Origin of the sequence: Capnocytophaga sp. G2, assembly GCF_035282625.1 — a bacterium.
Taxonomy (GTDB): Bacteria; Bacteroidota; Bacteroidia; order Flavobacteriales; family Flavobacteriaceae; genus Capnocytophaga.
This window is the reverse complement of sequence record NZ_JAYKBU010000019.1, coordinates 15,878-39,991: the sequence shown is the minus strand read 5'-3', so window position 1 is coordinate 39,991 and position 24,114 is coordinate 15,878. Positions and strand designations below refer to the sequence as shown.

At 38.4% G+C, this 24,114-nt stretch carries 32 protein-coding genes; 8 read left to right on the top strand and 24 right to left on the bottom strand.

The annotated features are described in order from the left end of the window. Positions 1-5: 5 nt before the first annotated feature. The 18 genes from VJJ03_RS10295 to VJJ03_RS10210 form a co-directional block, all read right to left on the bottom strand. Positions 6-578 carry a hypothetical protein gene (locus VJJ03_RS10295; RefSeq protein ID WP_009744745.1) on the bottom strand — a complete coding sequence of 191 codons (573 nt, stop codon included), beginning with the start codon at positions 576-578 and terminating at the stop codon, positions 6-8. Continuing rightward, positions 575-2,197 carry a hypothetical protein gene (locus tag VJJ03_RS10290; RefSeq protein ID WP_323975444.1) on the bottom strand — a complete coding sequence of 541 codons (1,623 nt, stop codon included), beginning with the start codon at positions 2,195-2,197 and terminating at the stop codon, positions 575-577. Before VJJ03_RS10290 ends, VJJ03_RS10295 begins: the two co-directional genes overlap by 4 nt. A gap of 245 nt (positions 2,198-2,442) precedes the next feature. Further along, positions 2,443-3,009 carry a hypothetical protein gene (locus VJJ03_RS10285; protein WP_323975442.1) on the bottom strand — a complete coding sequence of 189 codons (567 nt, stop codon included), beginning with the start codon at positions 3,007-3,009 and terminating at the stop codon, positions 2,443-2,445. After that, complete coding sequence (locus VJJ03_RS10280) at positions 2,999-4,222, bottom strand: hypothetical protein (protein ID WP_323975440.1); 1,224 nt, start codon at positions 4,220-4,222, stop codon at positions 2,999-3,001. Before VJJ03_RS10280 ends, VJJ03_RS10285 begins: the two co-directional genes overlap by 11 nt. A gap of 84 nt (positions 4,223-4,306) precedes the next feature. Beyond that, positions 4,307-5,107 carry a DNA adenine methylase gene (locus VJJ03_RS10275; RefSeq protein ID WP_323975438.1) on the bottom strand — a complete coding sequence of 267 codons (801 nt, stop codon included), beginning with the start codon at positions 5,105-5,107 and terminating at the stop codon, positions 4,307-4,309. Between the two features lie 229 nt (positions 5,108-5,336). Further along, on the bottom strand, positions 5,337-5,867 hold the full coding sequence (locus VJJ03_RS10270) for a hypothetical protein (RefSeq protein WP_323975436.1): 531 nt from the start codon (positions 5,865-5,867) through the stop codon (positions 5,337-5,339). A gap of 2 nt (positions 5,868-5,869) precedes the next feature. After that, positions 5,870-6,298, bottom strand: coding sequence for an N-acetylmuramoyl-L-alanine amidase (locus VJJ03_RS10265; protein WP_323975434.1), 429 nt, complete (start codon positions 6,296-6,298; stop codon positions 5,870-5,872). Positions 6,299-6,302: 4 nt separating this feature from the next. Further along, the gene (locus tag VJJ03_RS10260; RefSeq protein ID WP_323975432.1) at positions 6,303-6,689 is read right to left on the bottom strand and encodes a hypothetical protein; all 387 of its coding nucleotides are present in this window, start codon (positions 6,687-6,689) and stop codon (positions 6,303-6,305) included. An 11-nt stretch (positions 6,690-6,700) separates the two neighbouring features. Then, positions 6,701-7,816 (bottom strand): hypothetical protein, encoded by a 1,116-nt coding sequence (locus VJJ03_RS10255; protein ID WP_323975430.1) that lies wholly within the window; start codon positions 7,814-7,816, stop codon positions 6,701-6,703. A 38-nt stretch (positions 7,817-7,854) separates the two neighbouring features. Beyond that, positions 7,855-8,772: a phage baseplate protein gene (locus tag VJJ03_RS10250; protein ID WP_323975428.1), complete on the bottom strand. Its 918-nt coding sequence runs from the start codon at positions 8,770-8,772 to the stop codon at positions 7,855-7,857. A 1-nt stretch (position 8,773) separates the two neighbouring features. Then, positions 8,774-9,232 (bottom strand): hypothetical protein, encoded by a 459-nt coding sequence (locus tag VJJ03_RS10245; RefSeq protein ID WP_323975426.1) that lies wholly within the window; start codon positions 9,230-9,232, stop codon positions 8,774-8,776. After that, positions 9,225-10,067: a nucleotidyltransferase gene (locus tag VJJ03_RS10240; RefSeq protein WP_323975425.1), complete on the bottom strand. Its 843-nt coding sequence runs from the start codon at positions 10,065-10,067 to the stop codon at positions 9,225-9,227. Before VJJ03_RS10240 ends, VJJ03_RS10245 begins: the two co-directional genes overlap by 8 nt. Continuing rightward, a complete protein-coding gene (locus VJJ03_RS10235; protein ID WP_323975423.1) occupies positions 10,067-10,843 on the bottom strand; it encodes a chromosome partitioning protein ParB in 777 nt (258 codons plus the stop codon). Before VJJ03_RS10235 ends, VJJ03_RS10240 begins: the two co-directional genes overlap by 1 nt. Positions 10,844-10,858: 15 nt before the next feature. After that, positions 10,859-11,170, bottom strand: a complete 312-nt coding sequence (locus VJJ03_RS10230) for a hypothetical protein (protein ID WP_323975421.1) — start codon at positions 11,168-11,170, stop codon at positions 10,859-10,861. A gap of 29 nt (positions 11,171-11,199) precedes the next feature. After that, positions 11,200-11,454 (bottom strand): cell wall anchor protein, encoded by a 255-nt coding sequence (locus tag VJJ03_RS10225; protein ID WP_416377853.1) that lies wholly within the window; start codon positions 11,452-11,454, stop codon positions 11,200-11,202. 65 nt (positions 11,455-11,519) lie between these two features. Next, on the bottom strand, positions 11,520-11,753 hold the full coding sequence (locus VJJ03_RS10220; RefSeq protein WP_323975458.1) for a hypothetical protein: 234 nt from the start codon (positions 11,751-11,753) through the stop codon (positions 11,520-11,522). 1 nt (position 11,754) lies between these two features. After that, on the bottom strand, positions 11,755-12,048 hold the full coding sequence (locus VJJ03_RS10215; RefSeq protein WP_323975417.1) for an oxidase: 294 nt from the start codon (positions 12,046-12,048) through the stop codon (positions 11,755-11,757). Beyond that, a complete protein-coding gene (locus VJJ03_RS10210) occupies positions 12,048-13,871 on the bottom strand; it encodes a tape measure protein (protein ID WP_323975415.1) in 1,824 nt (607 codons plus the stop codon). The genes VJJ03_RS10215 and VJJ03_RS10210 overlap by 1 nt, the downstream gene beginning before the upstream one ends. Positions 13,872-13,956: 85 nt before the next feature. Here VJJ03_RS10210 and VJJ03_RS10205 point away from each other — a divergent pair, with 85 nt between their 5' ends. Further along, complete coding sequence (locus VJJ03_RS10205) at positions 13,957-14,259, top strand: preprotein translocase subunit SecG (protein WP_323975413.1); 303 nt, start codon at positions 13,957-13,959, stop codon at positions 14,257-14,259. A gap of 135 nt (positions 14,260-14,394) precedes the next feature. Here the strand turns inward: VJJ03_RS10205 and VJJ03_RS10200 are convergent, their stop codons facing one another. The 6 genes from VJJ03_RS10200 to VJJ03_RS10175 all read right to left on the bottom strand — a co-directional run bounded on the left by VJJ03_RS10200 (position 14,395) and on the right by VJJ03_RS10175 (position 18,833). Continuing rightward, complete coding sequence (locus tag VJJ03_RS10200; protein ID WP_323975411.1) at positions 14,395-14,682, bottom strand: hypothetical protein; 288 nt, start codon at positions 14,680-14,682, stop codon at positions 14,395-14,397. A 41-nt stretch (positions 14,683-14,723) separates the two neighbouring features. Beyond that, on the bottom strand, positions 14,724-15,140 hold the full coding sequence (locus VJJ03_RS10195; RefSeq protein ID WP_323975409.1) for a hypothetical protein: 417 nt from the start codon (positions 15,138-15,140) through the stop codon (positions 14,724-14,726). 42 nt (positions 15,141-15,182) lie between these two features. Continuing rightward, positions 15,183-16,349 (bottom strand): DUF2586 family protein, encoded by a 1,167-nt coding sequence (locus tag VJJ03_RS10190; RefSeq protein WP_323975407.1) that lies wholly within the window; start codon positions 16,347-16,349, stop codon positions 15,183-15,185. Further along, positions 16,349-16,729, bottom strand: coding sequence for a hypothetical protein (locus tag VJJ03_RS10185; RefSeq protein WP_323975405.1), 381 nt, complete (start codon positions 16,727-16,729; stop codon positions 16,349-16,351). The genes VJJ03_RS10190 and VJJ03_RS10185 overlap by 1 nt, the downstream gene beginning before the upstream one ends. A gap of 80 nt (positions 16,730-16,809) precedes the next feature. Beyond that, complete coding sequence (locus VJJ03_RS10180) at positions 16,810-17,820, bottom strand: hypothetical protein (protein ID WP_323975403.1); 1,011 nt, start codon at positions 17,818-17,820, stop codon at positions 16,810-16,812. A gap of 32 nt (positions 17,821-17,852) precedes the next feature. Beyond that, entirely contained in the window at positions 17,853-18,833 is a 981-nt protein-coding gene (locus VJJ03_RS10175) for an HK97 family phage prohead protease (protein WP_323975401.1), read from the bottom strand. Between the two features lie 191 nt (positions 18,834-19,024). Here VJJ03_RS10175 and VJJ03_RS10170 point away from each other — a divergent pair, with 191 nt between their 5' ends. The 7 genes from VJJ03_RS10170 to VJJ03_RS10140 are packed head-to-tail and all read left to right on the top strand — an operon-like array spanning position 19,025 to position 24,112. After that, positions 19,025-19,621 carry a DUF6046 domain-containing protein gene (locus VJJ03_RS10170; RefSeq protein WP_323975399.1) on the top strand — a complete coding sequence of 199 codons (597 nt, stop codon included), beginning with the start codon at positions 19,025-19,027 and terminating at the stop codon, positions 19,619-19,621. Further along, the gene (locus tag VJJ03_RS10165; RefSeq protein WP_323975397.1) at positions 19,621-20,586 is read left to right on the top strand and encodes a late control protein; all 966 of its coding nucleotides are present in this window, start codon (positions 19,621-19,623) and stop codon (positions 20,584-20,586) included. Before VJJ03_RS10170 ends, VJJ03_RS10165 begins: the two co-directional genes overlap by 1 nt. After that, on the top strand, positions 20,583-21,074 hold the full coding sequence (locus VJJ03_RS10160; protein ID WP_323975395.1) for a hypothetical protein: 492 nt from the start codon (positions 20,583-20,585) through the stop codon (positions 21,072-21,074). The genes VJJ03_RS10165 and VJJ03_RS10160 overlap by 4 nt, the downstream gene beginning before the upstream one ends. Positions 21,075-21,076: 2 nt before the next feature. Continuing rightward, entirely contained in the window at positions 21,077-21,550 is a 474-nt protein-coding gene (locus VJJ03_RS10155) for a terminase gpP N-terminus-related DNA-binding protein (RefSeq protein WP_009420092.1), read from the top strand. Then, entirely contained in the window at positions 21,543-23,132 is a 1,590-nt protein-coding gene (locus tag VJJ03_RS10150; RefSeq protein ID WP_323975393.1) for a hypothetical protein, read from the top strand. The genes VJJ03_RS10155 and VJJ03_RS10150 overlap by 8 nt, the downstream gene beginning before the upstream one ends. 28 nt (positions 23,133-23,160) lie before the next feature. Further along, a complete protein-coding gene (locus VJJ03_RS10145) occupies positions 23,161-23,655 on the top strand; it encodes a hypothetical protein (RefSeq protein WP_323975391.1) in 495 nt (164 codons plus the stop codon). A 25-nt stretch (positions 23,656-23,680) separates the two neighbouring features. Further along, on the top strand, positions 23,681-24,112 hold the full coding sequence (locus VJJ03_RS10140) for a phage protein Gp36 family protein (RefSeq protein WP_323975390.1): 432 nt from the start codon (positions 23,681-23,683) through the stop codon (positions 24,110-24,112). Positions 24,113-24,114: the final 2 nt, after the last annotated feature.

Here is a 24,114-nt window from a genome sequence, read left to right as displayed (position 1 = left end):
TTCTATCATTTGCTACTTTCTATTGATCGTTCTTTATTCTTACAACTACAAATATTCTCATTAGGAATTTTTAATATATCAAAAGTAGACTTACTATCTCCATACCATACCAAATACTCTTCTTCAATTTTTTGTTTAACACTAAATTCTTTCTCAACACTGTCGTACCAAGTACTTTTCTGATAAATTTTTAATCTCTTTTTTCTACATCTGAAATTATTAACAGAATAATAGAAAGTTTTTCCTCCTAAAGCAGGAGCTAAAAATATATCTATTTTATAAATTTTATTTAGGTAATAATATTTGACAACATTCAAGTATGAAGAAGGAATTTCAGTTCCATTTTCAAAATAGACTATATGGTAATAATTTTTCTGATCAATCACTTTATAGAGACCTTTTAGGGGAGTTTTGCTTCCTGTTAATGCAAAATATCTTACACTATAATACCCTGTTCTCTGGTCTTGTGTATAAATATCTTGTCCAATAGAAATTATATCCTGTTTATTAACAGTAATAGTATCTTGTTGAGAATATACGTTAATACTTAAAACAAAAAATAATATCACTTTTTTCATTGTCTTTGAGATATTAAATCACTATCTTTTTGCATTATCTTCCACTGCCATTTAAAGAAAGTTTCTATATATTTATTAAGATTTTCTTTCTTAGGATAATCCATAATATTTTCGGTATCATTTTTTGAAAAAAGATGCTTCGGTATAATTCCTTCCTCCATAGGTTCTGGAAAAGTATGTGTTAGTCCTAATGTATGACCTGCTTCATGAACTAATGTTGATTTTATGAGATCCTGATGAAATTTAGTCAACATTATATACTTCCCTTTTGAGGTTATTTCATCTGCAAAAGCATCAAAATCTGTATCCTTTATATTAAAAGGAAGGTTATTCTGCTGTATTAAAGATTTTGTAACTCTAACATTTATAGGAAGTAAAAAGACAATAATTCCTTTCTCTTTGTTAGAAAATACAGATTCATAACATTCCTTTAGTCCTTTTAAAAATTCATATAAATTGCATTCAATATCTAAGGCTGTAATAGATGAGATAGATTTTTTTATTCTATCAATTTTCATTTCTCCTGTTGGTTTATTATTTATGTTAAATTTTTTGAAATCAATTATTATTTTTTTATAATTATTTTTATTTGGAAAATACTCAATGAGAGCCTGTTTAAATAGTTTTTTAAATAAATTATCTCTTTCTACATATTCTTTCCAGTTTTTGATATATTGATTCATTGATAAATAAGTATTTACAGTAGAAGATACATCTTCTTTATAAGAACTTTTACCTTTTTCTCCTCTTTCATCAATGATGTCAAAATCTTGTATTACTTGATATTTTTTAATGTCAGTATTGTTTTCATCTTTTGCAGTGTCATATTCAATACTTCCTTTAAATTCTACTTCTACAAACTGAGCATTTAGCTTATATTTTACATCATTTTTCATCACCATTAATTTACCTACTTCTAGATCATTTTTATTTTTTTGTTCGCTTGTTTTTCTTACCCTGACTTTTATTTCTGTGTTTTTATCTAAAGCAGAGCTGCAAGTGAGTTTTATTTCTACTTTACTTCTATCTCCATCGAATGGAATTTTTTTCAAATCAATATCAGTTGATGAAAGTTTAAATAGTTCCTTGTTATAATCAAAATATAAAGTAAGATCATTAGTGTTAAGGGGGGATTCTGTTAAGTTTTCACGGAACAGACTTAGTTTTATTTCTTTATTTGGAAAAATATTTAAAAAAGAACAATAATAGTCCTTACCTCTTAAAGAAAAAGGATTTTCTACATCTTCACTGTAATATTCTTTTTTTAAGGCATTAATATCTGAAACGCAAATACCTGCACCCCCTTCACTAGTTGGTAAATATTCTTTTCTTAGCCAATCAAAGCCAAAATCTCCATCATATTTCTTTGGTAGGCGAAAATGGATAAAAAAGTCAGGTTCATTATCACTATTGTTAGGTTCTGATTGTTCAATTTCTTGTTCTTCATCTTCTTTCCCTAACCCCTGCATTATCACCTTTTTTTGACTAATAAGCTCTAAATCACCATTAGTAGCTTCTATGATAACTTCCTCTGCCTCTTCATAGGAAGAGCCACTTATAGAGGTATAAGTATCACGAACGGTAATATATATGTTATTTGCTTTCTTGAAAATTCCCATGGTTTTAAGATTTAAAAAGTGCTAAGAACAGTGTGTCATTTTATTCACGTTACAAAGATACAAAAAATCCTTAGACTATAAACTTCTTTTTCTCCTTTTTTATAAAATCCTTATGTCCCAAGCGACTCTTAAAGTGAGTACACTCTTGGAGAAGGCGTTGCAAAACTGTAGAAAGTAAAATGGAGTTTGATATTAGAGCGTTCGAATAAACTTATAAAGATATTCAGATAATAAAACTATCCTTTTTAAGGTTCACAGATTCCCTTTTTAGGAAAAGAGATAGTTCCTGATAATTTTCCTTTAAAAATCCATTTTAAACTCTTTTTTTTTATTCTTTGTTTCACATAGAAAGTTCTCATTATTTGATTTGACCAAATATCAATTTGATTAATTATAATTTTTTTTGCCTTACAATCAAAAGTATTAGTTGTGTAATAAATACTATTAGAAAAAAAATAAGGAAAATATACATCTATCTTATAGATTTTATAAGTAGAAGAATCTTTATCCTTTTCATAATATTTTACAATATTATAAAAAGGTTCTTTATTTAAAGATTTTATACCTTTTTCAAAATAGCAAGTATAAAAATGGTTGTTATCTTTAACTATTTTATAAAATCCTTTTAAAGAATCTACACTCCCTTTTAAAGCATAATATTTTGTACTGTAAACTCCTGTTCTTGGATTGTGAGTATATATGTCATTTTCAACAGTAATAATATCATTTTCTTGTATAGTGATAGTATCCTGTTGAGAATAAAGTAAAGAATTATATAAAAATATAAGTAAATATAAAGTCTTATTCTTCATTTTGAATTATAGGAATTAAGTCAATATTATCCATCTGCATCATCTTCCATTGCCATTTAAAAAACATTTCTGTTTTGAGGTTATAGTTTCTAATACCATTTCTAAATTTTTCATTTATATAATCCATTACATTATTTGTTTCTCCTTTTTTAAAAAGAGGTACGACTGGCATATTCCTGCCTTTATCAGTTGTCACAGCTTCAGGGAAAGAATGAATTAACCCTAATGTATGTGCTATTTCATGAACTAAAACAGCATCTCTTAAATTGCTTAGATTGTTAATATTGTTTAGATTATTAAGCATGACATATCTACCTTCTTTAAAAATATCATCTGAATATGCTTCAAAAACTTCATTCATAGATACGTATTCTACTGGGAATCTTAGAGGGATAGGTATTAAAAAGATCGTAACTCCTTTTTCTTCTATTTTTTTTCTCTTTTCTCTTTTTAATATATAATATTCTTTTACACCTTCTAAAAAGTCTTCCAAAACACAAGCCATTCCAGAATAATCTATAGATTTAATAGATTTTTCAATTTTTTCAATTCCAACTACATTACTATTTAAAGTCCCTATTTTAAATCTTTTAAAATTAATAGATAATTTCTCATAATCTATATTTTTTCTTTTATTTTCATAAGGAATGTATTTTATTAAAGATTGAGTAAGTAAATTTTCAAAAAGATTTCTATTGCTTTCAATATATTCTCTCCATTCATTAATAGTGTTTGACATATACAAACTTTCATCAGGAGGACTTGACATATTTTTAATTTTATTAGTCATAACTTTAAGATCATTTGAAAAATCAAAAGTCCCTTTATAAGAAGTATTTTCATATTCAATACTACCTCTAAATTCCACCTCTACAAAGCGTACATTTAATTTATATTGTACATCGTTTTTCATTACCATTAACTTTCCTACTTCAGGGTCTTTTTCATCTTTGGAAGCCCCTTTTTCTTTTACTTTTATTTTAATCTCTGTATTTTGTGTTGGAGGTGATTTACAAGTAAATTCTATTTCTTTAAATTTTCCGTTCCTTTCCAAAGGAACTTCTGTAAATTTGATTTCAGTTGATGAAAGCTCAAACAAATCACTATTAAAATCGAAATAAATAATAAGGTTACTATTATCAATTGGTGTTTCAGTTAAGTTTTCACGAACTAAAGATATATAATCGGCAAAACGAAATGTACCAAAAGTCAAAACGAAATGTACATTTTTTGAGCAGAAAATTCAATGGACAAAGGTAAATAAAAAACACGGAAATACTCCGTGCTTTTTTATTGTCTATATAGGATAATTCGCTGTTAGCACCTCTAAACGCTTCTTTCCAATAGTATTACTACTGCCTAAGTGCATAGATATTTCCTTCTGATACCAACCACATTGCTGTACGTATTTGGTTAGTTCATCATTATGGTAGGAACTAAGTAGAAACTTTCCTTTGACAGTGGCTAAGGTAGCTAATAGCTGATTGAAGTGCTCTTGCTCATATCCTCCGTAGTGTCCTTGCTTGGCTCCTACATAGGGTGGATCTACGTAGTGGAATGTGTCGGGTGTATTACGTAGGGCAATAACTTCAGTAGCATCGTTATTCTCTATTTGTACACCTCTGAGACGCTCTGAATAGTTATTTGTGAAGGTGTCTACTTTGTTGTGTAAGCAAGTGGCATTCTTGCCATTGGTAGTGATACGACAATTGCCAACTTGGCAGGAGAAGCCACAGTTGGTTGTATACCAAAAAGCCCAAGCACGATGTATTTCACTGAAAGCAAAAGGAGCGTGGTATATCACTAAGGCTGATTTATAGGCTTCTCGGCTTACTATAGAAGACTGCTCTATAAGTGTTTTCAACTCAGTAAAGCGAGTTTTTAAGACTTTGTAAAAGGTATAAACATTGGCATTAAAGTCATTAATAACCTCTACCTGTGCTTTTTCTTTTGCCCAAAAGACTGCTCCGCCACCAAAGAAGGCTTCTGTATATACTCTATGAGATGGAATGAGAGGTAAAATGTATGGTAACATTGTTTGCTTGCCTCCGTAGTAGGATATTGGCGTACGTTGCCAAATTTTGGATATTGGTTTCATTTTGTATTATGTTGAAAATTTTATGAATTTTGGCGTTTAAAAAAATAGTTGTACTTTTGCAACTCCTACGGTAATAAGCATAAAAAGCCACAATCAGAAGACTTTCGTCCTCCAACTGTGGACTTTTGTGCTTAATTAAATTACCGTAGGAAGTTATTTAATTTGGTTGGAGGACATTTTTATACTGCTGTCCTCCTTTTTAGCAGTTTAAACTTCATTTAAAAGCTATTTAAATCTTCCACCGAAATGGCTTGTATCTCCAATATACATAAGCTAAGACTACGAGCAATAATAACCAAAAAATATACCTTAATGGTGTACTTTGGGAGTGTTTTCGTATTTGCTCAGCTTGCTGTATTTCGTGCTTTTGAACTTCAGTTTGAGCATTTGCGTAGGATTGCTTATAAAGAGTAGTATCAGCCTGCTGTAAGCTCTTAGAATGGGCTTTGATAGCTTTTATTTTCACCTTGCCATTGCGTACCCTTATAGTCTCACTATTGCCGTCGCGAGTGCAGGTATAAGTGAGCTCTTTAGCATTGCCGAGGCTGTCTTTGTCGTTTTCGAGTTCAATCTCGAAAGACGTGACGGACAGGTCAGACCATTCAGACTTGTGAGACTGCTGAACAAAGAGCTGGGAGCTATCTTTATTAGTGATAAAGTGCTCCTTCTGGACTTGCCTTTGTGTGTAGGTTTCTACTTTTTTGGTTTTGCACCCAACAAGGGTGAGAAACATTAATAGTAATAGAGTTAATTTTCTCATTTTTAAATTGTTTTATACTCTTCTTTTGCGTTGAAGCAAGGACAGGCTTTAGTTACACCAGGGAAGTCTCTGTGCCCTAAGATTTGTGCTTCGGGGTATAGGGTTTTGAGCTCTTTGAGGAGCTTCTTTAAGGCTTCCTTCTGTGCAGGTGTACGGGTGTCTTTGGGTTGGAGGGTGTTTTTGTCGATGCCTCCAATATAACATATACCTATACTGTCCTTGTTGTGATTAGTAACGTGAGCAGGAATTTTGTTCACGTCTCTGCCTAACTCTATTGTACCATCTAATCGTACAATATAGTTGTATCCTATCTCATTAAAGCCTCGTTGTTTGTGCCAAAGGTCAATATCTTTGGCGGTATGGTCACGCCCTTCGGGGGTAGCGGAGCAATGAACTACGAGGTAGCGGATGTTACGTATACTTTTTTTCATTTGTTTATAATATTAAAGTGAATAATAAAATGAGAGTTATAACTGTTGCTATTGGGTTTACCCATAGTACCCAACGAACATTGTAGCTTTTGGGCTCTGAGATTACAGGGCTATGAAGAACTTCATACTGCCAACGTTGAGAGTTGTCTAATAGGGAAAAATCTTTGTTGGTAAGTGGGAAAAAGTGGAAGTACCCAAAGCTAAAGAAACAAGCTAATGCCAGTAAGGGCAATAGCACGCATAGCCAACTATAAAGCTCTGCACAGACGATAAGTCCACCCACAAGCATTAAAGGAAAGATAATGTTGGCGGAGCGTGTAAAACTCCTTGTTTTACCTCCGAAAGACACTATATAACTAAGTGCAAAGAGTTTGATGATATATTTTCTCATAATGTTTTCTTTTAAGGGTTAACCGCTGGTGTAAAGTCCGGATATAATAATATTCTTCTGACTTGTATTTCTGATATATTTACTTCTTTTATTACACTAAAAGTTAGTGCTTCAACCATATCCTCGTCCATTCCTTCCTTCTTTATTTCATACATATATACAGAAGGCATTCCAGAAGCAGATTTACCTTCTATTTTTTCTAATAACGTATAGTGTATAGGTCCATTCTCTTTTTCCCCAGAAGTAGTAATTTCCAAGCCTTTGCCTATCTCTACATTTCCTTTGTAAACTAACAAATATTTGTCTGTAAATGTGATGTGATTTACAAAAGGAATGGTAACTTTTATAGGAGAAATTGATGGTTTTATAGTATAAACCTTTACTAAGTTATTGCTTACAAACCTTATCACTTTTTTTAACTTTTTAATCTCATCAGATAGATTTTGTAATAAGGTATTATTTGGTGTCCATTCTGGATATTTTAAATACTTACGTAATTGAAGGTTAGCAATTCGGGTTTGATTTCCTAATATCTCCACTTTTAGTCGATTTGCATAACTTCCATATTTTCCATCAGTATTGTCTAACAAATAATAACCATTATCTAATTCTTTAACAATTACTTCTTTTTCTTCAGTTCCTATTAGCTTCATAGACAATTTATCTCCTAATTTTTCCCCAAAGAAACCTAATAGGTATATATCTGTATCCAGTCCGTATTCTAATTCAAAATAATGGATATTATTACCACTGTAGTTGAATTCAATAAATTTTGTATCTCCTTTAATGAGATTTCCAGAAAAATGCTGTCCGTAATTCTCCTCTTGCCGTAAGTTCTCTAACTTCTTTTTTAGTTCGTCAGTAAAATCATTAGCAGATAATCCTTTTCCTTCCTCCATATCTACTTTTTTATCAAAAAGTTCTTTGTGAGCTTGAGAGTCATTCAAGTGGCTCCTTAATTGTTCAGTGGAAGCTATGCCTTCCAAAGCTATAGATAGTCCCTCTACGCTATCCATTGGAATCTTCTCGTTTTTGTGCCAAAAGCTATCCAACCATTCCCAGAATTGCTCTTGGGTAGGACGTTTGAAATTAGAAAACCATTTTTTTAGTGTTGTAATTGCAGTCATAATTTTTCTTTTTAATTTTTGAAACATTTATATATACTTTAAAAACCTACATATTCGATAAACTGTACTACCCTATAGGGAGGCATATTATTATGAGGTTGATTTCCTCCTGTAATAGAAGTGTCTCGATTTTTCCAAAACCGCATATAATTGTTATTATCTCCCGAACCAGGTAGGTTTTGCCCCGTACGAGCATAGCCATCTATATTATTACCTCTATTCTTAAACCATTCTGCATCTCCTTCATCCATATCCGCAATTGCCACAGTATCTTCATAACCATGGTTATGTCTTGGTACTTCCTCAATGGTGAGTTTGTGCGAGTGTTCGCCACCTTGTTTTAATAATTGATTAAGTCCATAGTCTTGAGAGTCTTCAGGTTTTTGATTATAATCAGGGTCTAAACCTATAGGCATTTTACCCCGCAAATTCACATATTCACGCCAGCCTGCGGGAATTTCATTAGCAGGCTTTCCCCATAAGGCAATGAGCCCAATAGGGACAGCTTGTTTTTGTGCTTTGAGTGTTTCTACTTCCCTTTTTAAGTTTTCAAAATCGGTTTTCTCTGTTTTGTTAATTCCTAAGTCTTGCAGGTTATTTATTCTTCTAAAATCTGTCCAATCAAAGGTTTTCTCTGGGGTAGATCTACCAAAAACCACACTCCTAATAATCTCTAAGGGTCGTAAAAATCCATCTTCAAAAGTCACTTCATTAGTTATTTCTTTGATAAATACCGTACTATCTTTGACACCTCCCTCAAAGGGTAATAGTTCTCCATTGAGGAACACGGTACCTGCCGAAAGGGTATTGCCTGATTGCTCACACCCCGAGATAATTACTTTATTACCTGCAAGATGCCCAAAATGATTAAAAAGGCTATAGGCATTCTGCATGAAAGCAAGGAAATTTACATCAAAAGGATACCCTGCCTCATGTGTTAGGTTTAATTTGTTCATATCAATCAATTCTTATAGTCCATCTCTTGCCCGCAAGTTTATAGAAATTTATTAAGGCTTCTAACTTGTATCTGTCATATTCCAAACCTTGTGGCAATACCACTACGAAATCTACCCCACCATCTATATACTCTCCTCTTTGGTACAGGAAGACTCTCCCTAAGTATAGAGGTCTATTTGCATTTCTTTGGTAGATGTATCGCCTTATATTCCGCTTGCCGTCTTCTATCTTAATGCGCCTTTTAGTGGAATCAAACTCATCATTGAGTATTTTTCTCAGGTAACAGACTTGGCTATTGTGAGTAAGGTTATACAAGTCTTTTCTTCTCTCCCTTTTAAAGTCATCTAATAGCTTATTCAAGGGCATAGCCAATATCCTTAACCAAGCTACCAACCTTTTCTTTCGCAAGGAAATAGGGGTGAGAAGCACCGTTAACTTGTCTATATTGATGTTATACATTACTTATATAGGTTATATCATCAAAATTATCAATAGTAAAATAGCCTGCGGTAGGTATTTTGCTTATTTCAATAACCTCAAAATCTCCATAGTTACCATTAGTGCCAATATGTTTGCTCCGTGCTAATACTAAGTGAGGTATTTTAACTCCTTCGACCTGTTGTAGGGCATCAATGAGGTGTGCTAGTACCAATTCCCCATTAAAGGGAAGTCTTTTTAGATATTCTTTAATCATTCTTTCAACAGGGTTAAAAGCGTGGGTAATACTCTTCCCATTGCTATCTAACACCAAAGGATCATACACTATCTTCATTTGCAGATGGAGTACATCGGGCTCGTAATTCACTACTGAAAGTCTCACTCCCGCGTCTTTTATCTCTTGTAAATAGACTTCAAAACTTCTTTTCTGTCCCTCTGTAATAGGTTGAAGAGTATCGCCTGTTTCGGTGGCTATTTTTACTATCAAACGTCCCTCGTTCAAACTCTCCACCACAGCTGAGTACTTCACAATCTTGCTTGCTTCTATCTGTTCCTCGGTGTGCCCCTGATTATTGAACTTGTCGCTATCGGGCAATAAGTCAAAGCCATACTGAAACGCTAACGCCTTACTCCTATACCAGCGAGCGGTGTGAGGTTTAAGCTCTGTCAAACGTTTGTCTATATCCGTTCTATGTAGGTCAAATAGCTTTTCCAAACTCCATATTGCCACTGCAATGATATATACCCACAGTCGCCATATAGCTACTTTGGAAGTACTGTTGAGTTCGTTTAAAGCGGGCTCTTGCGCTTTAGTTTGGAGAATAAGGGTTTGTATTTCTTGAATGCTTCGTGCCATTATCCCAATTGTTTTATGATTGTGCGTTCGGTATCTGAAAGCTCCCAATAAAGAACCTCTTTCTTTGTAGCTAATTCTTTTGCAGTTGATTCTTTTACAGCTAATTCTTTTGCAGCAGTGTGTGAAGCTAAGAAGCCCGAACCAAATAATGCCTTTTTGTGTGGTTTTTGGCTTTCCAATTGTCGGCAAAAAGCCAAGTCTTTCTTCATTAGGTAAATACTTTCACCTTTCTCTACAATAGAAGCTATCCTTGATACAGTAACTACATTGTTTGGGTATTGATAGGTAGGCAAATTTACTTTATTAGTATTAGCAATCGCTTTAAGGCGATTTCTCAGTTCTGCATCGCCTAATATCTTTACATCTCCCATCATATTGGTTACAAAGGATGTTTTTACCTTAGCACCATTCTCATATACTATATCGGTGCTGGTAACAATAGCCGTATAATCTTGATTAGTGCTGAATAGAGTAAGATGTGGAGCGAATAGAAAGTACTTTACCCCTTTAGCATTATAGAAGCGAATGATTTGTGAAATGATAGAGAAAGGTGGATTATCAATCACCACACAATTCTCATTGTATTGTACACTTTCATAGTCACCTCCAGGGTAGAATGGGCGGAGGACCTTCAGCCCCTCAATGTTACACTTCTCACGTACATATTGCAGTACTACCTCATACACCTCAGGGGGGGTATAACAGTCATCGGTTGTCTTTTTAGGTTTGAATTTCTCTACAAACGTTTCGTATTCTTTATTCTCTTCTATATTCATTTTTTAAAGGTTTTGTTATCCCCCTATTATAAAATCTAAGTTTATTGCCCATATACTAATACCCTCTTGTCGTTCAAAAACCTGCTTATCTTCTTTAGTAAAAGCGGTAGCGGGCTGTATATTCTTTGCCGTGTAGTAGGCTAATATATCTTTGTTTCTTGCTCCTTCCGGAAGGAGAGAGGGAACATCAAGGGAAGCTCCCGCTACTATATCATCGGTAACACTCTTTTCACTAAGTATAGCCAACTCAAAGATACTCTCAATGGTACCCGTGTGTTGTAGGGCAAGGTCAAGGAGCGACTGGTTATGTAGGACTGTTATCTGCATTCTCTTTATTTTTATTTGCCTGCGGTGGCTCACCGCTTGCCGTTGAGTTGCTTGTATTTTTTAAGTTCTGCCAAGAGTTCCTCTACGGAAGCCTCTAAGTCCTTAATGCGTGCATTGGCTTTCTTGAGTTCCTCGATTGCATTAGCATACTTAGCCCCTAAGTCTTCTATCATTTCGCGGTATATCTTCACAGCTTTGTCTACATTGTCTAATTCGTTGGTCTGTAGCTCCATTTGTTGCTTGGGTCTGCCAAAAAACCAACCTGCCAAACCTGAGAGTACCATTCCTATAAATGATATGATGTGTTCTTTAAGTCCTTCAAATATCCATTCCACTGTTATTGTGCTTTTTAGTTTATTGTTCCTTTTCCTGTGCTTGTAGTCGCTCCTGTTTGGGCTGCTGCTGTACCCGTTGTGCTTACGAGTATGCCTGCTTGTACAATTACTTCACCACTCTTGACAAAGGTGTCTATAAGAGTAGCCAAGCGTTCGGCATACTCCTCTATACTGGTCTCAGTTTTTGTGAGCATATCTCTTTGCAGGCTGATAATGCCTTGTTTTAAGGCTTGTTTATTTAACATAATGTTAATTGCTGTTATAGGTTCCGTCAATAAGTAATTTTCCTCCCTCTTGTAGGGCTACATCGTGAATCTGCATACCATCGTACTCTAACTGTTTCTTTATTTCGATGAGTATTTCAGTATAAAGGTCATCGGCGAGCATTTGGACGATGCCTACCCCTACTTCGGGGTGTTCTTTCCATTCTCCCTTCTCGGTAGTAAGGATAGCCTTTTGTTGTTGGTTATCGGAGTCCCCCACCTCAAAATCACCCGCCAATAGGCGCAGATCATTGTTGTCGTCTATGAGTATATCCTTCATTAACTCGTCTGTAGTTGGTTTATACTGTTAATTGCCCTAAGGAGTTCCTCTTTCACCATTGCCCCAAAGTTCTCTACTCCTTCACGTATGGACGATACATATACCTTAGTATCGGTGCCTACATTGCCTATCTGTATGTTGATATGGGTTTGTCTGGTGCCTCCTGATACGATGTTGTCTTTGGTTTTAGCTCCTTCTCCTGTGGTGGCTGTAGTGTCTCCTGTAATAGAGCTCATTCCTGGTGTTGGACTGCTTTCGGCTTTCATCCCCAGCTTGCCCATTAGCCCGTCTTTCACTTCTTTAAAGTTCTTAAATTCTAAGGAGTCCCAAGCTTTTCCAAAGGCTTCTTTGGCTTTAGTCTCTGCCTCATTTGCCTTCCTGTAACCCTCTGTTACCGATTTAGCACGCTCCTGCAAATCGTTTTGTATCTGACTTATCATCGCTTGATTCTCTTTGCTATCACCCAAGCCTACTGCTTCTTTGAACTTATACCAAGCGAGCTTACAAGCATCTACCCCCGCCATAAAGGCATTGACTGCCGTGTTCCAATGAGCCTGATAAGTAAGGATAAAAGCCTCCCAACTATATTTCATACCTTGCACAGTATGCTCCCACGCTTTGCCCCAACCACTTACTCCTACAATGCAATAGGCAATCATAGCTATAAGGGTGATAATACCCGCTATTACCCACGTGATAGGATTAGCCAAAAAGGCAAGGTTTGTCTTTATCACTGCCCAAGTAAGTCTATTTTGCCAAGCAGTAGCAATAGCTGTATAGGTATTGTGTAGTATCAATGCAGTGGTGAATATACCTATAGCTCCTGCAATACCCCATATAACGGGATTCCCCTCTTGAAACTTCTGAATGAGCCAGCCTATACCTCCGCTAATACTTTCAAAAACGGCGGACATAAACTCTACCAAGGGACCGAGCATAGGGCTAATGGCTTCATACACTTTTAGGGCAAGTTCGGTGATGGAATCCATCATCTTGTTGAACTTACCGCTAAGGGTTTGTCCCGCCTTTTCTGCGCCTTGGTAGAACAGCCCCTGCTTATCGGTTGCCCATTCAAAGGCTTGAGCAAGTTCCTGAGCCGAGATACCGCCTTTGCTCATTCGCTCCTTAAGCTGTGCCATACTTTCGCTCGTACGTTCGCTAATCACCTGCAAAGGGTTGAAGCCTGCGTTAATCATCTGCATTAAGTCCTGCCCTTGTAGCTTACCTGCCGAAGTAGCCTGCGAAAAAGCAAGTGATAAACTTTGCATTTTCTGCGTGTCGCCCATAGCAATATCGCCTATGTTCTTGAGCTTGCCAAAAGCGAACTCAGAGGAAAGCCCGAAGGACATCATTGTCTTCTGTGCTTCAATAAGTCCTGCCTTGTCATAAGGTGTTTTTACTCCATAGTCAGAGAGCTGAGCATATAAGGCTTTGGCTTTTTCTACATCACCCCTAAGCAAAGTAGTGATATTAGCTTGTTGCAAGTCAGCCTCCATTCCCTTTTTGATACTTCCCCCTATCATAGCTCCCATCAATATAAGAGGGTTAGTAGCTATGCCGGGCAGGCTGTTCAAAGCATCCGAAAACCACGTTTTGAGCTTACTTCCATTGAGAGTTTGTAGCTTAGTAACACTACGCTCTAACTTATTAATCTCACTGTTGTACTTGCGAATAGCCGAAAGGCTACCTATAGGCAATAAGTCTCTTTCGGCTTTGAGTAAGGCTATTTTTTGCTGTAAGGTTTGCACAGAAGTCCCCATTTGTGCAAAGGCTTTAGTGACTTTTGCTTGAGTTGCTTGTAGCTCGCCAAATTTATCTAACATAGTATCGTTAGTTACATTAATTTTTTGTAACTTTGCACTAACTAAGTCTTTAAGCGTTAATGTATATTCTAAAATATTTGCCACAATGAGAGTCTTACTATTTTTCTTTAACCTACTTGCCTTTATAGGCTTATTGTTACTTATTGGAGCGGGCTTTTTCTATGGAGTAGCCCTCCTCTGTGTACCCTTTTATGCTACCTATAAGGCTTTTACTGAAAAGGAGTCCTCTACTAAGAGGAGATATACTACCACGGCTATTGCTAGTGCTACTACCTTCTTTTTGATAGGGATACTTTCTCTTATGATTTCAAAGGGTATCCAAAAACAGCGCGAAGAGGAACAGCGAACTACCTATACTACTTGTATTATTCCTTTTCTTTTTGCCTAAGCCATTCAAGCTCTTTTACTCGCATTGCCCACTGGGTATCGGTGAGAGCATCGGGATTGGCAATGTGCATGTAATAACGCAGAGAAGCGTTGGTGATACGAAGCCAATCCCGCCCCTCGTCTATCTCCGCATCACTTAGAGCTTTTCCAAAGTAGCCTCTTTAATCTGTATAAGGTCGGGTAGTTTGCTACTTACGGCAAGAAACAGTGTATCGTCTGTCTTTATCTCCTCATCACCCCCAAGCCAACAGTTCTCAAGTATCACCTCATTGAACTTCAGCGGATCCTTAGTTGCCAAGGTTGAGGCACAGCTAAGGGTTTTGCGGTCGGGTGTGTGCAGGTATACTTTTTTGTCTTCTACACTAATTACAAAGATGTCCTTGTACTGCTTTTTCCATTCTTGGATTTGTTCTTTAGTTATCATTTAAATCGTTTTTTTAAAATTGTTTAAATTGCCCGTGTAGCTCACACCTGTCTCTTAACGTCTGTAAAAATGATAGGGAGCTCCATAATCATATTCTTATCGCCTTGCTTCATTCCTTTTTTCACTTCGGTAAATTCCACGTACTTGAGAATATCGGTGACTATCTGTCCGCCATCTAAGGGCACATAGGAAGCAACAAGGTCAAAGCTAAGGCTAAGTATATCGTTATTCGGGGCATCGCGGGTCATTGCCTCAAGCTCGCTCTGCCAAAGGCTCACTTTGCCTTCAAAGCTACGGTTGCCTGACACAATTCCGTGAGGTTTGCACCCACGTCCATAAAGCAAGTCTTTCTCACGCTTTTCGGTATATTCCAGCTCCGTAACTCCTATGAGGATACGTCCTCCAAAGGCGATAGAGAGTTCACACCACGCATATTGTTTACTGTTGAATGTTGCCATTTTTTCTAATGATTAATGATTAATTATCAATGGTTAATTACCTTACGGGGTAACTGTTGTAGTAAAGCCAATATTTACCTCTATAAAGTCGGCATAACCTACGGGTAACAGTTTGATACCTATCACTACTTTACCCGTTTGTAGCACACGTTGTGTGGGGTCTATATCAATCTTTACTGCCGAAAGCTCACCCTGCGATACCATTTGGATTTGCAGGGTACTCTCAAGTTTGGTTTGCCAACCCTTGATAATCGCGGGGTGAATACTGCCGTCTTCTGATAGTAACACCTCGTCGCTGAGTTCCTCTACCAATACCCCATAACTTAGGAGCATTGCCTTGTCCATTACCAAGCCGTTGCTAAGACTTTTAAAGTCGTCGGTGGGCTTGGTAAGGGTATTATCGCCCGAAAAATAATAGCCAGAACGACCTACGAAAGTACGAAAGAAGATATACCCTTTGTCGTCAAGTGCATCCCACTGGTCGGCTTTGCTGTCAATAGTCGTGCCATCAGTGAAGTATGCTACCAAAGGCAATACACTTCCGTCTTTCACGCGGTGAATTTTGCGCTGTACGGGTATTTTGGTTATTTTGCCTAAAAACAAACCAACTGATGCTTCTTTCTCCTTATCGTCATTCCCGATAAAACAAGCCACTTTGTTGAGTTCGTTTTCGGAGAAATTAGTAAGGTCAGCTACCTTGCCATTCCAACAATTGCCCGATACTACTACCCTAAAAGGCATATATTTCTTCTCAAAGTGCTGAGCAAGGGTTTGTGCTTTCACTACTGCCGTTTGTACATCGGCATCTAAGCCTGCGGTTACAGTCTCACTACCGGTAGCCTTTTTCACTACACCGAGTACACGGATAGCTCCTCTGGCATCTGTTATGAGAGTTGGAGCAAAGACACCATCTTTGTCAAGCATTGCCGTCATAGTAGTGGCATCCGATACAAGCATTAACCATAAAGGTGTGCCCGTTGAGGCTTGGTCATAAAACGCTTTGATATGCTTGTAAGCAAAAGCGTTTTCAGTCTCCGAAATTCCCAAAGCTACGGCTTCTTTGAGTGAGAAGACTTGGTACGACTTGCCCAGCTCTACTTTGCTACTCACTGTAACTCCCGTTGCAATAAGTCCTGTAGTCTTTTGTATAGTCGTTGTCCTGCCTAATCCGTCTTTGGCGATATTAAATAATACTTTAGGTAATGCCATTATGCTTGATTTTTAATGATTTCTATTCTACCCGCAAGGAGGGATAGTACTTCTGATCGGTTTTGTTCGTTTTCTTCTTGTAAGATAAGTGCTTCTAATAGCCCTATATCCTCTATAGTCGCGATAGTTTTTTCCAACTTCTTTTTACCTAATTGTAAAATATCAGGACTTGTAGGATCTACATCTCCCATTTGCTCATCATCTGATTCGTCCAATAAGTCGGAAGAATTATAGCTCTCCACGGCGCTATCATCTAAGGTTTGTGCGTGGTTTTGTGCATCTTTCTTTAGTAAGAAGAGGAACCCATCGGAGGTAGCAAAGAGCTCTTTTGTCGCTTTGTTTTCCTCAAAATATTGTTTTGCTTTTTCTGCTGTTGTCATTGTATTTTGTTTTAAAGTTAATATAGGAGTAGGGTGAGGTGTGGATACCATTGAACTCGTCCTCTCACCCTACTATATTCCTACAATATAGCTCCTAAGAATTTAGGGTTTCGGGCGCGAATTACCCCTACTAAGGCACGTTGTGCGAAGGAAAGGGTATCAGCTTGTAACCCAGAGTCGCGTAGGGTAGCGTACATCTCTACATCGCCAAAGCAACGGAATACCTCATCGGTTACCCACATAAAGGTAGCACGCTTATCAGTACTTTCTTTGGTACTACCAAAAGGCTTTTTCACACCCGCAGAAGTGTATAATGGGTTTTGGCTGTATTGAAATACTTTAATGCCATACATCTGCTTTTCGTTGAGGATGTCCTTATAGAGACGTTTGTCCTCCTTGCGAATGCGAGCAAAGTGCTCAGGGGTGAAGCAGATGTTCACACCCTCAAGGATATCGTTTTCCTCCATAAACTGTTTAAGGTCTATGATAGCGTCAATCACCGAATCACTGGCGGAGAGGTTACACACCTTATTGCCTGCATCATCTTGCTTAGGAGCCCACGCGTAGGCGGCGCGTTTTCCTATGTTTTTAGCTAAAGACACGCGGTGACGTTGTATTACGCTGGATCTCCTGTCATAAGAAAGCTCAATCTCTTGCAACTCTCTGTGACGTGTTTGCTCAGTAGAGTAAGTGTGTAGCACTACCTCATTGGCTATATCAGCAATATCAGTAACAGGAAGTGGATTATTAGCTGTAGCAAAATAATCTTCATGTACGGCGGGTTCCACGCCTGCTTCAGCAAGGTGTAATTTGTTATGCTCTACATATTGCGACAAGTCCACACTTTGATATACAAAAGAATTGTCGGGGATAGGATTTTCTTTGATGCCTGCTATCCATACTTCAGTTTGCAAACCTTCCATAGCTACTCCTTTGAAAAAAGAGGGGGCTATGTATTGGGTGATAGTGGAAATCGCTACAATGGTAGTAGCTACCACAGATACTGAAGTACCCAACACAGGGGCAATCAACATTGAGGCAATAAGTGCCAATAATGCATTAACAAATAATGCTTTTAATGATAATCTCATACTTTTTAATCTGTTTTTAAAGGGTTCTTAAATTACTTTTGGGTGTAGCGTATACCTTTAGCATATTCTTTAGCTAAGCGGGCATACTCTTCAGGCTCTTTGTCTCTAAGGTAGCGGAGTTTGGCAGGGTTATGTTTTTGTAAGTAATCAAAGCTCTCATCGGTAGTGGATGTTGACTTTGCCCCCGCCCCTAACACTACCTCACGTACAACACCTGATTTGCTTTGTTGGGTGTTTTCGGTTTCTTTGTCGGAAATGAGCCTTGAAAGCACCGCTTTTTGCTCGACAAAATCAGTTTCAAATTGCCTTAGCTGACTTTCTTTGAGGGCTTCTGGGATAAGCCCTAATTGTACAGCTTTATCTACCAAGGTAATAGCTTCAGCGGTTTGTGATTCTTTGATAGTTTTAGTCAAAGACACTACTTGTGCCTCCGCCTTTTCTTTAGCGAGTTTGAGCGCTTGTATAGTGCTGAGTACTGCCTCTTCTTTTGCGTTATCGCCCATACCCAAGGCAAGGGCTATCACTTTAATATCCATATTGTTTGTATTATGTGTTACTATTTTTTTAAGTTGAAAGGGTTTGCCATCTTTTGAGAGCTTTAGGGCGTTGTCATTGCCTCCTATATCTACGATGGAGATTTCCACTAACTTACAAGCAGTTACAGTCTCATATACTTGACCTTCCAATATATGCTGGGGTTGGGTAGACACTTCTTTGATTTCAACAAACATAGAAGCCATACGTATATAGCCTCTTTCTACTTTACCAGCTATCTTCTTAGCAAACTCGTCTTGTTCGTCAAATTCTACTTCAGCTATAAGGGTAGTCCCTTCCTTGTAGAGCCTCGTACAACGTCCAATGACTTCGCTACCTTTGTTACCATAGCCGTCTCTATCATGCATAAAGAGCACAATGGGGTTGCGCATATATTGTTTGTAATCAATGCCGTTAGTAAGTATACGGTAGCCGTAACTATTTACATTTTCAGTATTGATAATAAATTGGTGCTTCATTGGCTTTTCTTTTGGGTTAATTCTTTAATTTGGGTGCAAAGGTATTGCAGGTTTTACGACGAGGAAAATCGGCATACAAGCCTTGTACAAAATCAGTACAAAGGTTGTACAAAATCAGTACAAGGCTTGTATAAGAATTTCGCTACCTCCTTCAATACCACGAACTTTGCAACGGAAAAACAAGGAGTATCATGGAATTTGACCTCAAAGATCTGACCGCACGAGCATTTTTAGACTACGTAGGTCCAGCCTTCCCCTCATGGTGGGCTAACAATAAAACGAAATATGTACTTCCAAGCCTCTCGAATATTAGCGAGGCTCGTAGCAATGGTAGTCAGTATTTTATGACACTGAAAGTAGCCGATAAAGCAGGCGTGCAAACGCTTTTCCCTAACGAACCTTTAGTGAGCTTTTCACTCACTAAAACTATTGTAGAGACGGCAACGGTAGGCAAACACCGCAGGGGTAAGGTAAAAGAATATATAGCTACCGAAGATTGGCAAATTACTATCAAGGGACTTTGCATAGACACTAACAACCCCGACTTGTACCCTACTGCACAAGTGCAAAGCCTTAACCGACTCTTTGAGAAAAACGAAAGCTTGGAGGTAATGGGTAACAAACTCTTTACCCTCTTTGATATTCGTAACATTGTTTTGAAAGATATTAGCTTTGAAGCAATGGAGGGTAAAGAAGGCATACAGAAGTATACCATTAAAGCGGTATCGGATATGGACTTCTATGCCGAACTTGACGAAAAAAGAACCCAACTTAATAACTTATACTAATGTTTGTATTACAGGCAATTATCAAAATAGGGGATTACACCTTCAAGTCTGTGCATAGTGTGAAAATCACCAAATCGGTAGACGAATTAGCCGACACCTGTACTATTGAACTACCCACCCATTTTAAAGTAGCTAAAGGAGGTGATAGCCTCTATACGGAAAAGGCAATCAAAGCAGGCGATAAGGTGAGCATTACCCTTGCTTATGAGGGGGTATATAGCGGAGTAGAGTTTGAAGGCTATGTAAAGAAGGTCAAGCCAAGCATTCCCGTAAGCATAGAATGTGAAGACGCTATGTATTTGCTTAGACGAAAAAACATCAACAAATCGTGGCAAAAGACAAGCCTTAAAGAAGTATTGCAGGAGGTAGTGAAAGACACGCCTATTGTCTTGGCTGATAATATACCACAAATGCAATTAGACCAATGGCTCATTCGTAATGCCAATGGTACGCAGGTGTTGGATAAACTCAAAGAGGAATTTAGGCTAAGTATCTTTATCAACGATGAGGGCAAGCTATACGCGGGGCTTTCGGAGCTTACCAATATAGGACAAACAGCACGCTATGACCTCAATTACAACATTGTGGCGAACGACTTGGAATATCGTACCAAGGACGAACGTAGGCTAAAAATACGATATACCTACATAGATAAGAACAACAAAAAGAAAACTGTAGAAGAGGGCGACCCTGATGGCGAGTTAAGAACTTTTCACACCTCTGTGGTGAGCGATGAGGCTAAGCTACGAGCTATGGCAAGAGCGGAAATGGAAAAGCTAAAGTATGACGGCTTTGACGGCTCTATAACGAGTTTCTTAGTTCCCTATGCCACACGTGGTATGCAGGCACATATTATTGACAAAGAACTGAAAGACATAGACGAGCGTTACTTCATTAAGAAGGTAGAAACTACCTTTGGGCGTAATGGGGCACGCCGACAAGTAACCATAGGAGCAAGATTATGAGTATAGATAGAGAATTAGCAGAAGGGCTTAGGCAGATAGGCAAACGCAAAACTCCCACCATAGCCGTAGAAGTGGTATCAGTAGACAAAGCGCAAGGCACGTGCGTGGTGAAAGACGATGAGCTACAATATATTGTGCGCTTGGCTTCGGTAATTAACGATAATGCCGAGCGGTTTTACCTGTTCCCAAAGGTAGGAAGTAGCGTACTGATTGCTTCTATTGGGGAGGACGAAAACCGTTACTATGTGGTGGCTCATAGCGAAATTGAAAGCGTGAGCCTACGGATAGAAAACACTCAGCTTACCATAGACAAAGCTGGCATACACTTACAAAGGGGTGAAGTAAATTTTAAAAGTCTTTTAAACGAACTTTTAAACGAACTTAAAACAGCTATCATACAAACCCCCGCAGGAGTTGGTAACTTCGCCCCTAACAACGTGGCAAAGTTTGACGAGATTAATAACAAGATAAATGAATTACTACAATAGATATGGCACGACTAACCGCCGTTGAGGCAGATTATAAGAAATCACAGGCAAAGGAACTATTTGCCAAAGGCTTTAGCATTGCTAATATATCGGAAATGATAGGTATAGGCATTAAGACACTCGGCAAATGGCGAGAGGAGGGCAAGTGGGATGATGAGAAAGAATTACAAACGCTTAAGCCTTCTAATATTCGCAAACTCACCCTCAAGTGTGCGCAGGCTATTGAACGGGGTGAACCTTTGCCCTATAAGGCAGATGATATTACTAAGATTGTGGCTGCGTTCGACCGAATTACAGACCATAATAAGATAGCGGTATACACTATGGAGAGCCTCGACGGCTTCTCTAATTTTATCTTAGAGAAAGCAGGACAAAGCACGGGCAAAAAGCGTGAAGCCTATATGGAGCTTATCAAAACTATACGCCCCTACTTTGATATGTTTATAACCCAATTGTTACAACGAGGAGATGACTAAAACAGAACTCAAAGAAGCTAAAGAACGTTATTTTGCGAAGTCCAAAATGATACGAGAGCTTACCTACGAGGCGATAGAGAAAGAAACAACCGATGAGCAGGAAGCACGTATCAAACGGCTACTAAAACCCGAAAATTACGGCGAGTTTTTCGATTACTATTTTGGGCTTGACAGTGGTTTGCCTTTGGGGGATGCTAAGACACCTAAGTTTCATATTGACGACTATATTCGTCTCTACAAAGACCCCTATATACGACAATTTAGAAAGAAGTTTAGGGGTGCAGGAAAGTCTATACAATCCAATGTGGGCAATATCTGTCACCTCAAGCAGAACAACCTCACCTTCTTTCCTATCCTTATAGGAGCTAACGAAGGCTTGGCTAAAATACTACTATCCGACTTACAAGCACACTTGGAGAACAATCAAAAGTTTATCAAGGACTTTGGCTTGCAACTCTCTTATGGGGATTGGTCGGATGGTGATTTTCAAACTACGGACGGCAAGCACTTTAAGGCGTTGGGGCTCAACCAACCTTTCAGAGGGTTGCGTTTTGGCATGTACCGCCCCGACTTGGCTATTTTGGATGATATAGAAGACTTAGACCGTGCCAAACGCCCCGATATGATAGAGAAGTACGGCAAAAAAATTACGGGCGACTTAGTGAAGGCTTTCCACCGCAAGCGGGGCAGGCTTATCATCAATAACAACTATATCGTCAAAGATGGCATATTGGACTACCTCTATGACAAGTGGAAAGATAGCCCACACCTGCACGACTCTGTTACCAATTTGGCTACTGCCAATATCACCCGCGAGAACTATATGGATGTAGAGTGGGAGCCCTCGTGGAAAGAACGCGATACTAAGGAGGATATTATTCGTATCCTAATGAATGATGACTACTATACCTCACAGCGCGAGGACTTCAATAACCCTATTGAAGAGGGTAAGCTCTTTAAGGCGAAAGATATTGCCTTGGTACGCATAGCAGATAATGAGGCGTGGGACGGCTTGCTTGACCATTGGGACTTGTCTTATACCGCTACGGGGGACTATAAAGCAGGAGTACTCATTGGTATCAAAGGTATTAAGCTGTATGTGTTGGAAGTCTTCTGCCAAAGGTGTGAACTTAATGCAGCGATGGAAGTACGTGCCCAGTGGGTAAAGAAGTACCTTAAAAAAGGCTTTAACACTATGGGCTTCTTTGATGCTACTATGGCACAGAAAGCCGTCTATACCCCTATTATTATGCAAAGTGCCGAGGACAACGCTTGCCCTAATATCCCTATAGGCTTACATCAGGAGGGCGACAAGCACAACCGTATCTCGGCGGGTATTACCAATGCGCTCTTTCGTAAAATATTGTACTGGGACGAAACTTTGCCTAAACGTTCAGAAAAGGACTATAACGCTTTTATCAAACAAGTACTTTCCTTTGAAAAAGGGACTACCTCGCACGATGACGCCCCCGATACCTTAGAGCGTGCCATTACCCTTGCCCAACAGTATTTTGGCTACTCAGAAAAACCCTTGCAAAGCGGGCGACCTTTTATTGCCAAACACAAAAGACGTAGCGTATAACCTAATTATTCATCTAAAAATTGCCCGTGTGGCTCACACTATGACACCGAGAAAAGAACTATTTGTAAAAGTAAAAAAAGCCCTTGCCACCATTGAAGGCATTGAGCTGATAGACCTACAACGCGGTCAGTTTGACAATCCAGAAAACGGATACCCCGAAATATGGACTGCCGCTCTCATTCAGGTAATGCCTATTGCTTACGAAACGATGACACAGCACGTGCAAGAGGGTGAGTGTGAGTTCCACATAGACTTTTATTGCAAGGACGGCTGGACAGACCAACACTTAGGCACTGCTGATGCCGAAGAGGGGCTTATGGAGTTGGATATATTGGACAAAATCACCGATACCATACAATTCCTGCAAGGCGAACAGTTCAAGCCTGTACAACAGGTGCGAGAGGAGGAATTGCGCTTAAGTGATGACGGCATTATGAGCTATCGCATAACCTTTACCACGCGCATTTATAGGCGCACACCCTACCCCTATACGGGCAGAAGATTGCAAATCGCAAGCAATTAATCATTAACAACTAATCATTAGTAACATGTATTTAACCAAAGAAGAACTCAAAACCGTAGCCACTAAAGAGGTGATAGACCTTATCACCCAAGGCGACGAGCAGATAGTAACAGAAATCATTGCTGAAAGCATAGACCTAATAGCTTCTTACTTGTACAAGTATTACGATACCGAAGCTATCTTTGCCAAAGAGGGAGATGAGCGTAGCAAAATACTGCTCAAGTACCTCAAGGATATTGTTATCCATGAAATCTATATAAGACGAACTAAAACCCTCAACCAAGTGGCAAAGCTTAGGTATGACGAGGCTATACTATGGCTTGAAAAAATAGCCAAAGGCGAAATAGAAGTCGCCCTCCCCAAACGTCTGAGAGACACTGATGGTGACGGCACCCCTGATACGCCCACCCCTTTTATGAAGCTTGGAGGACGCAAAACCTATAAAAATCATTGGTAATT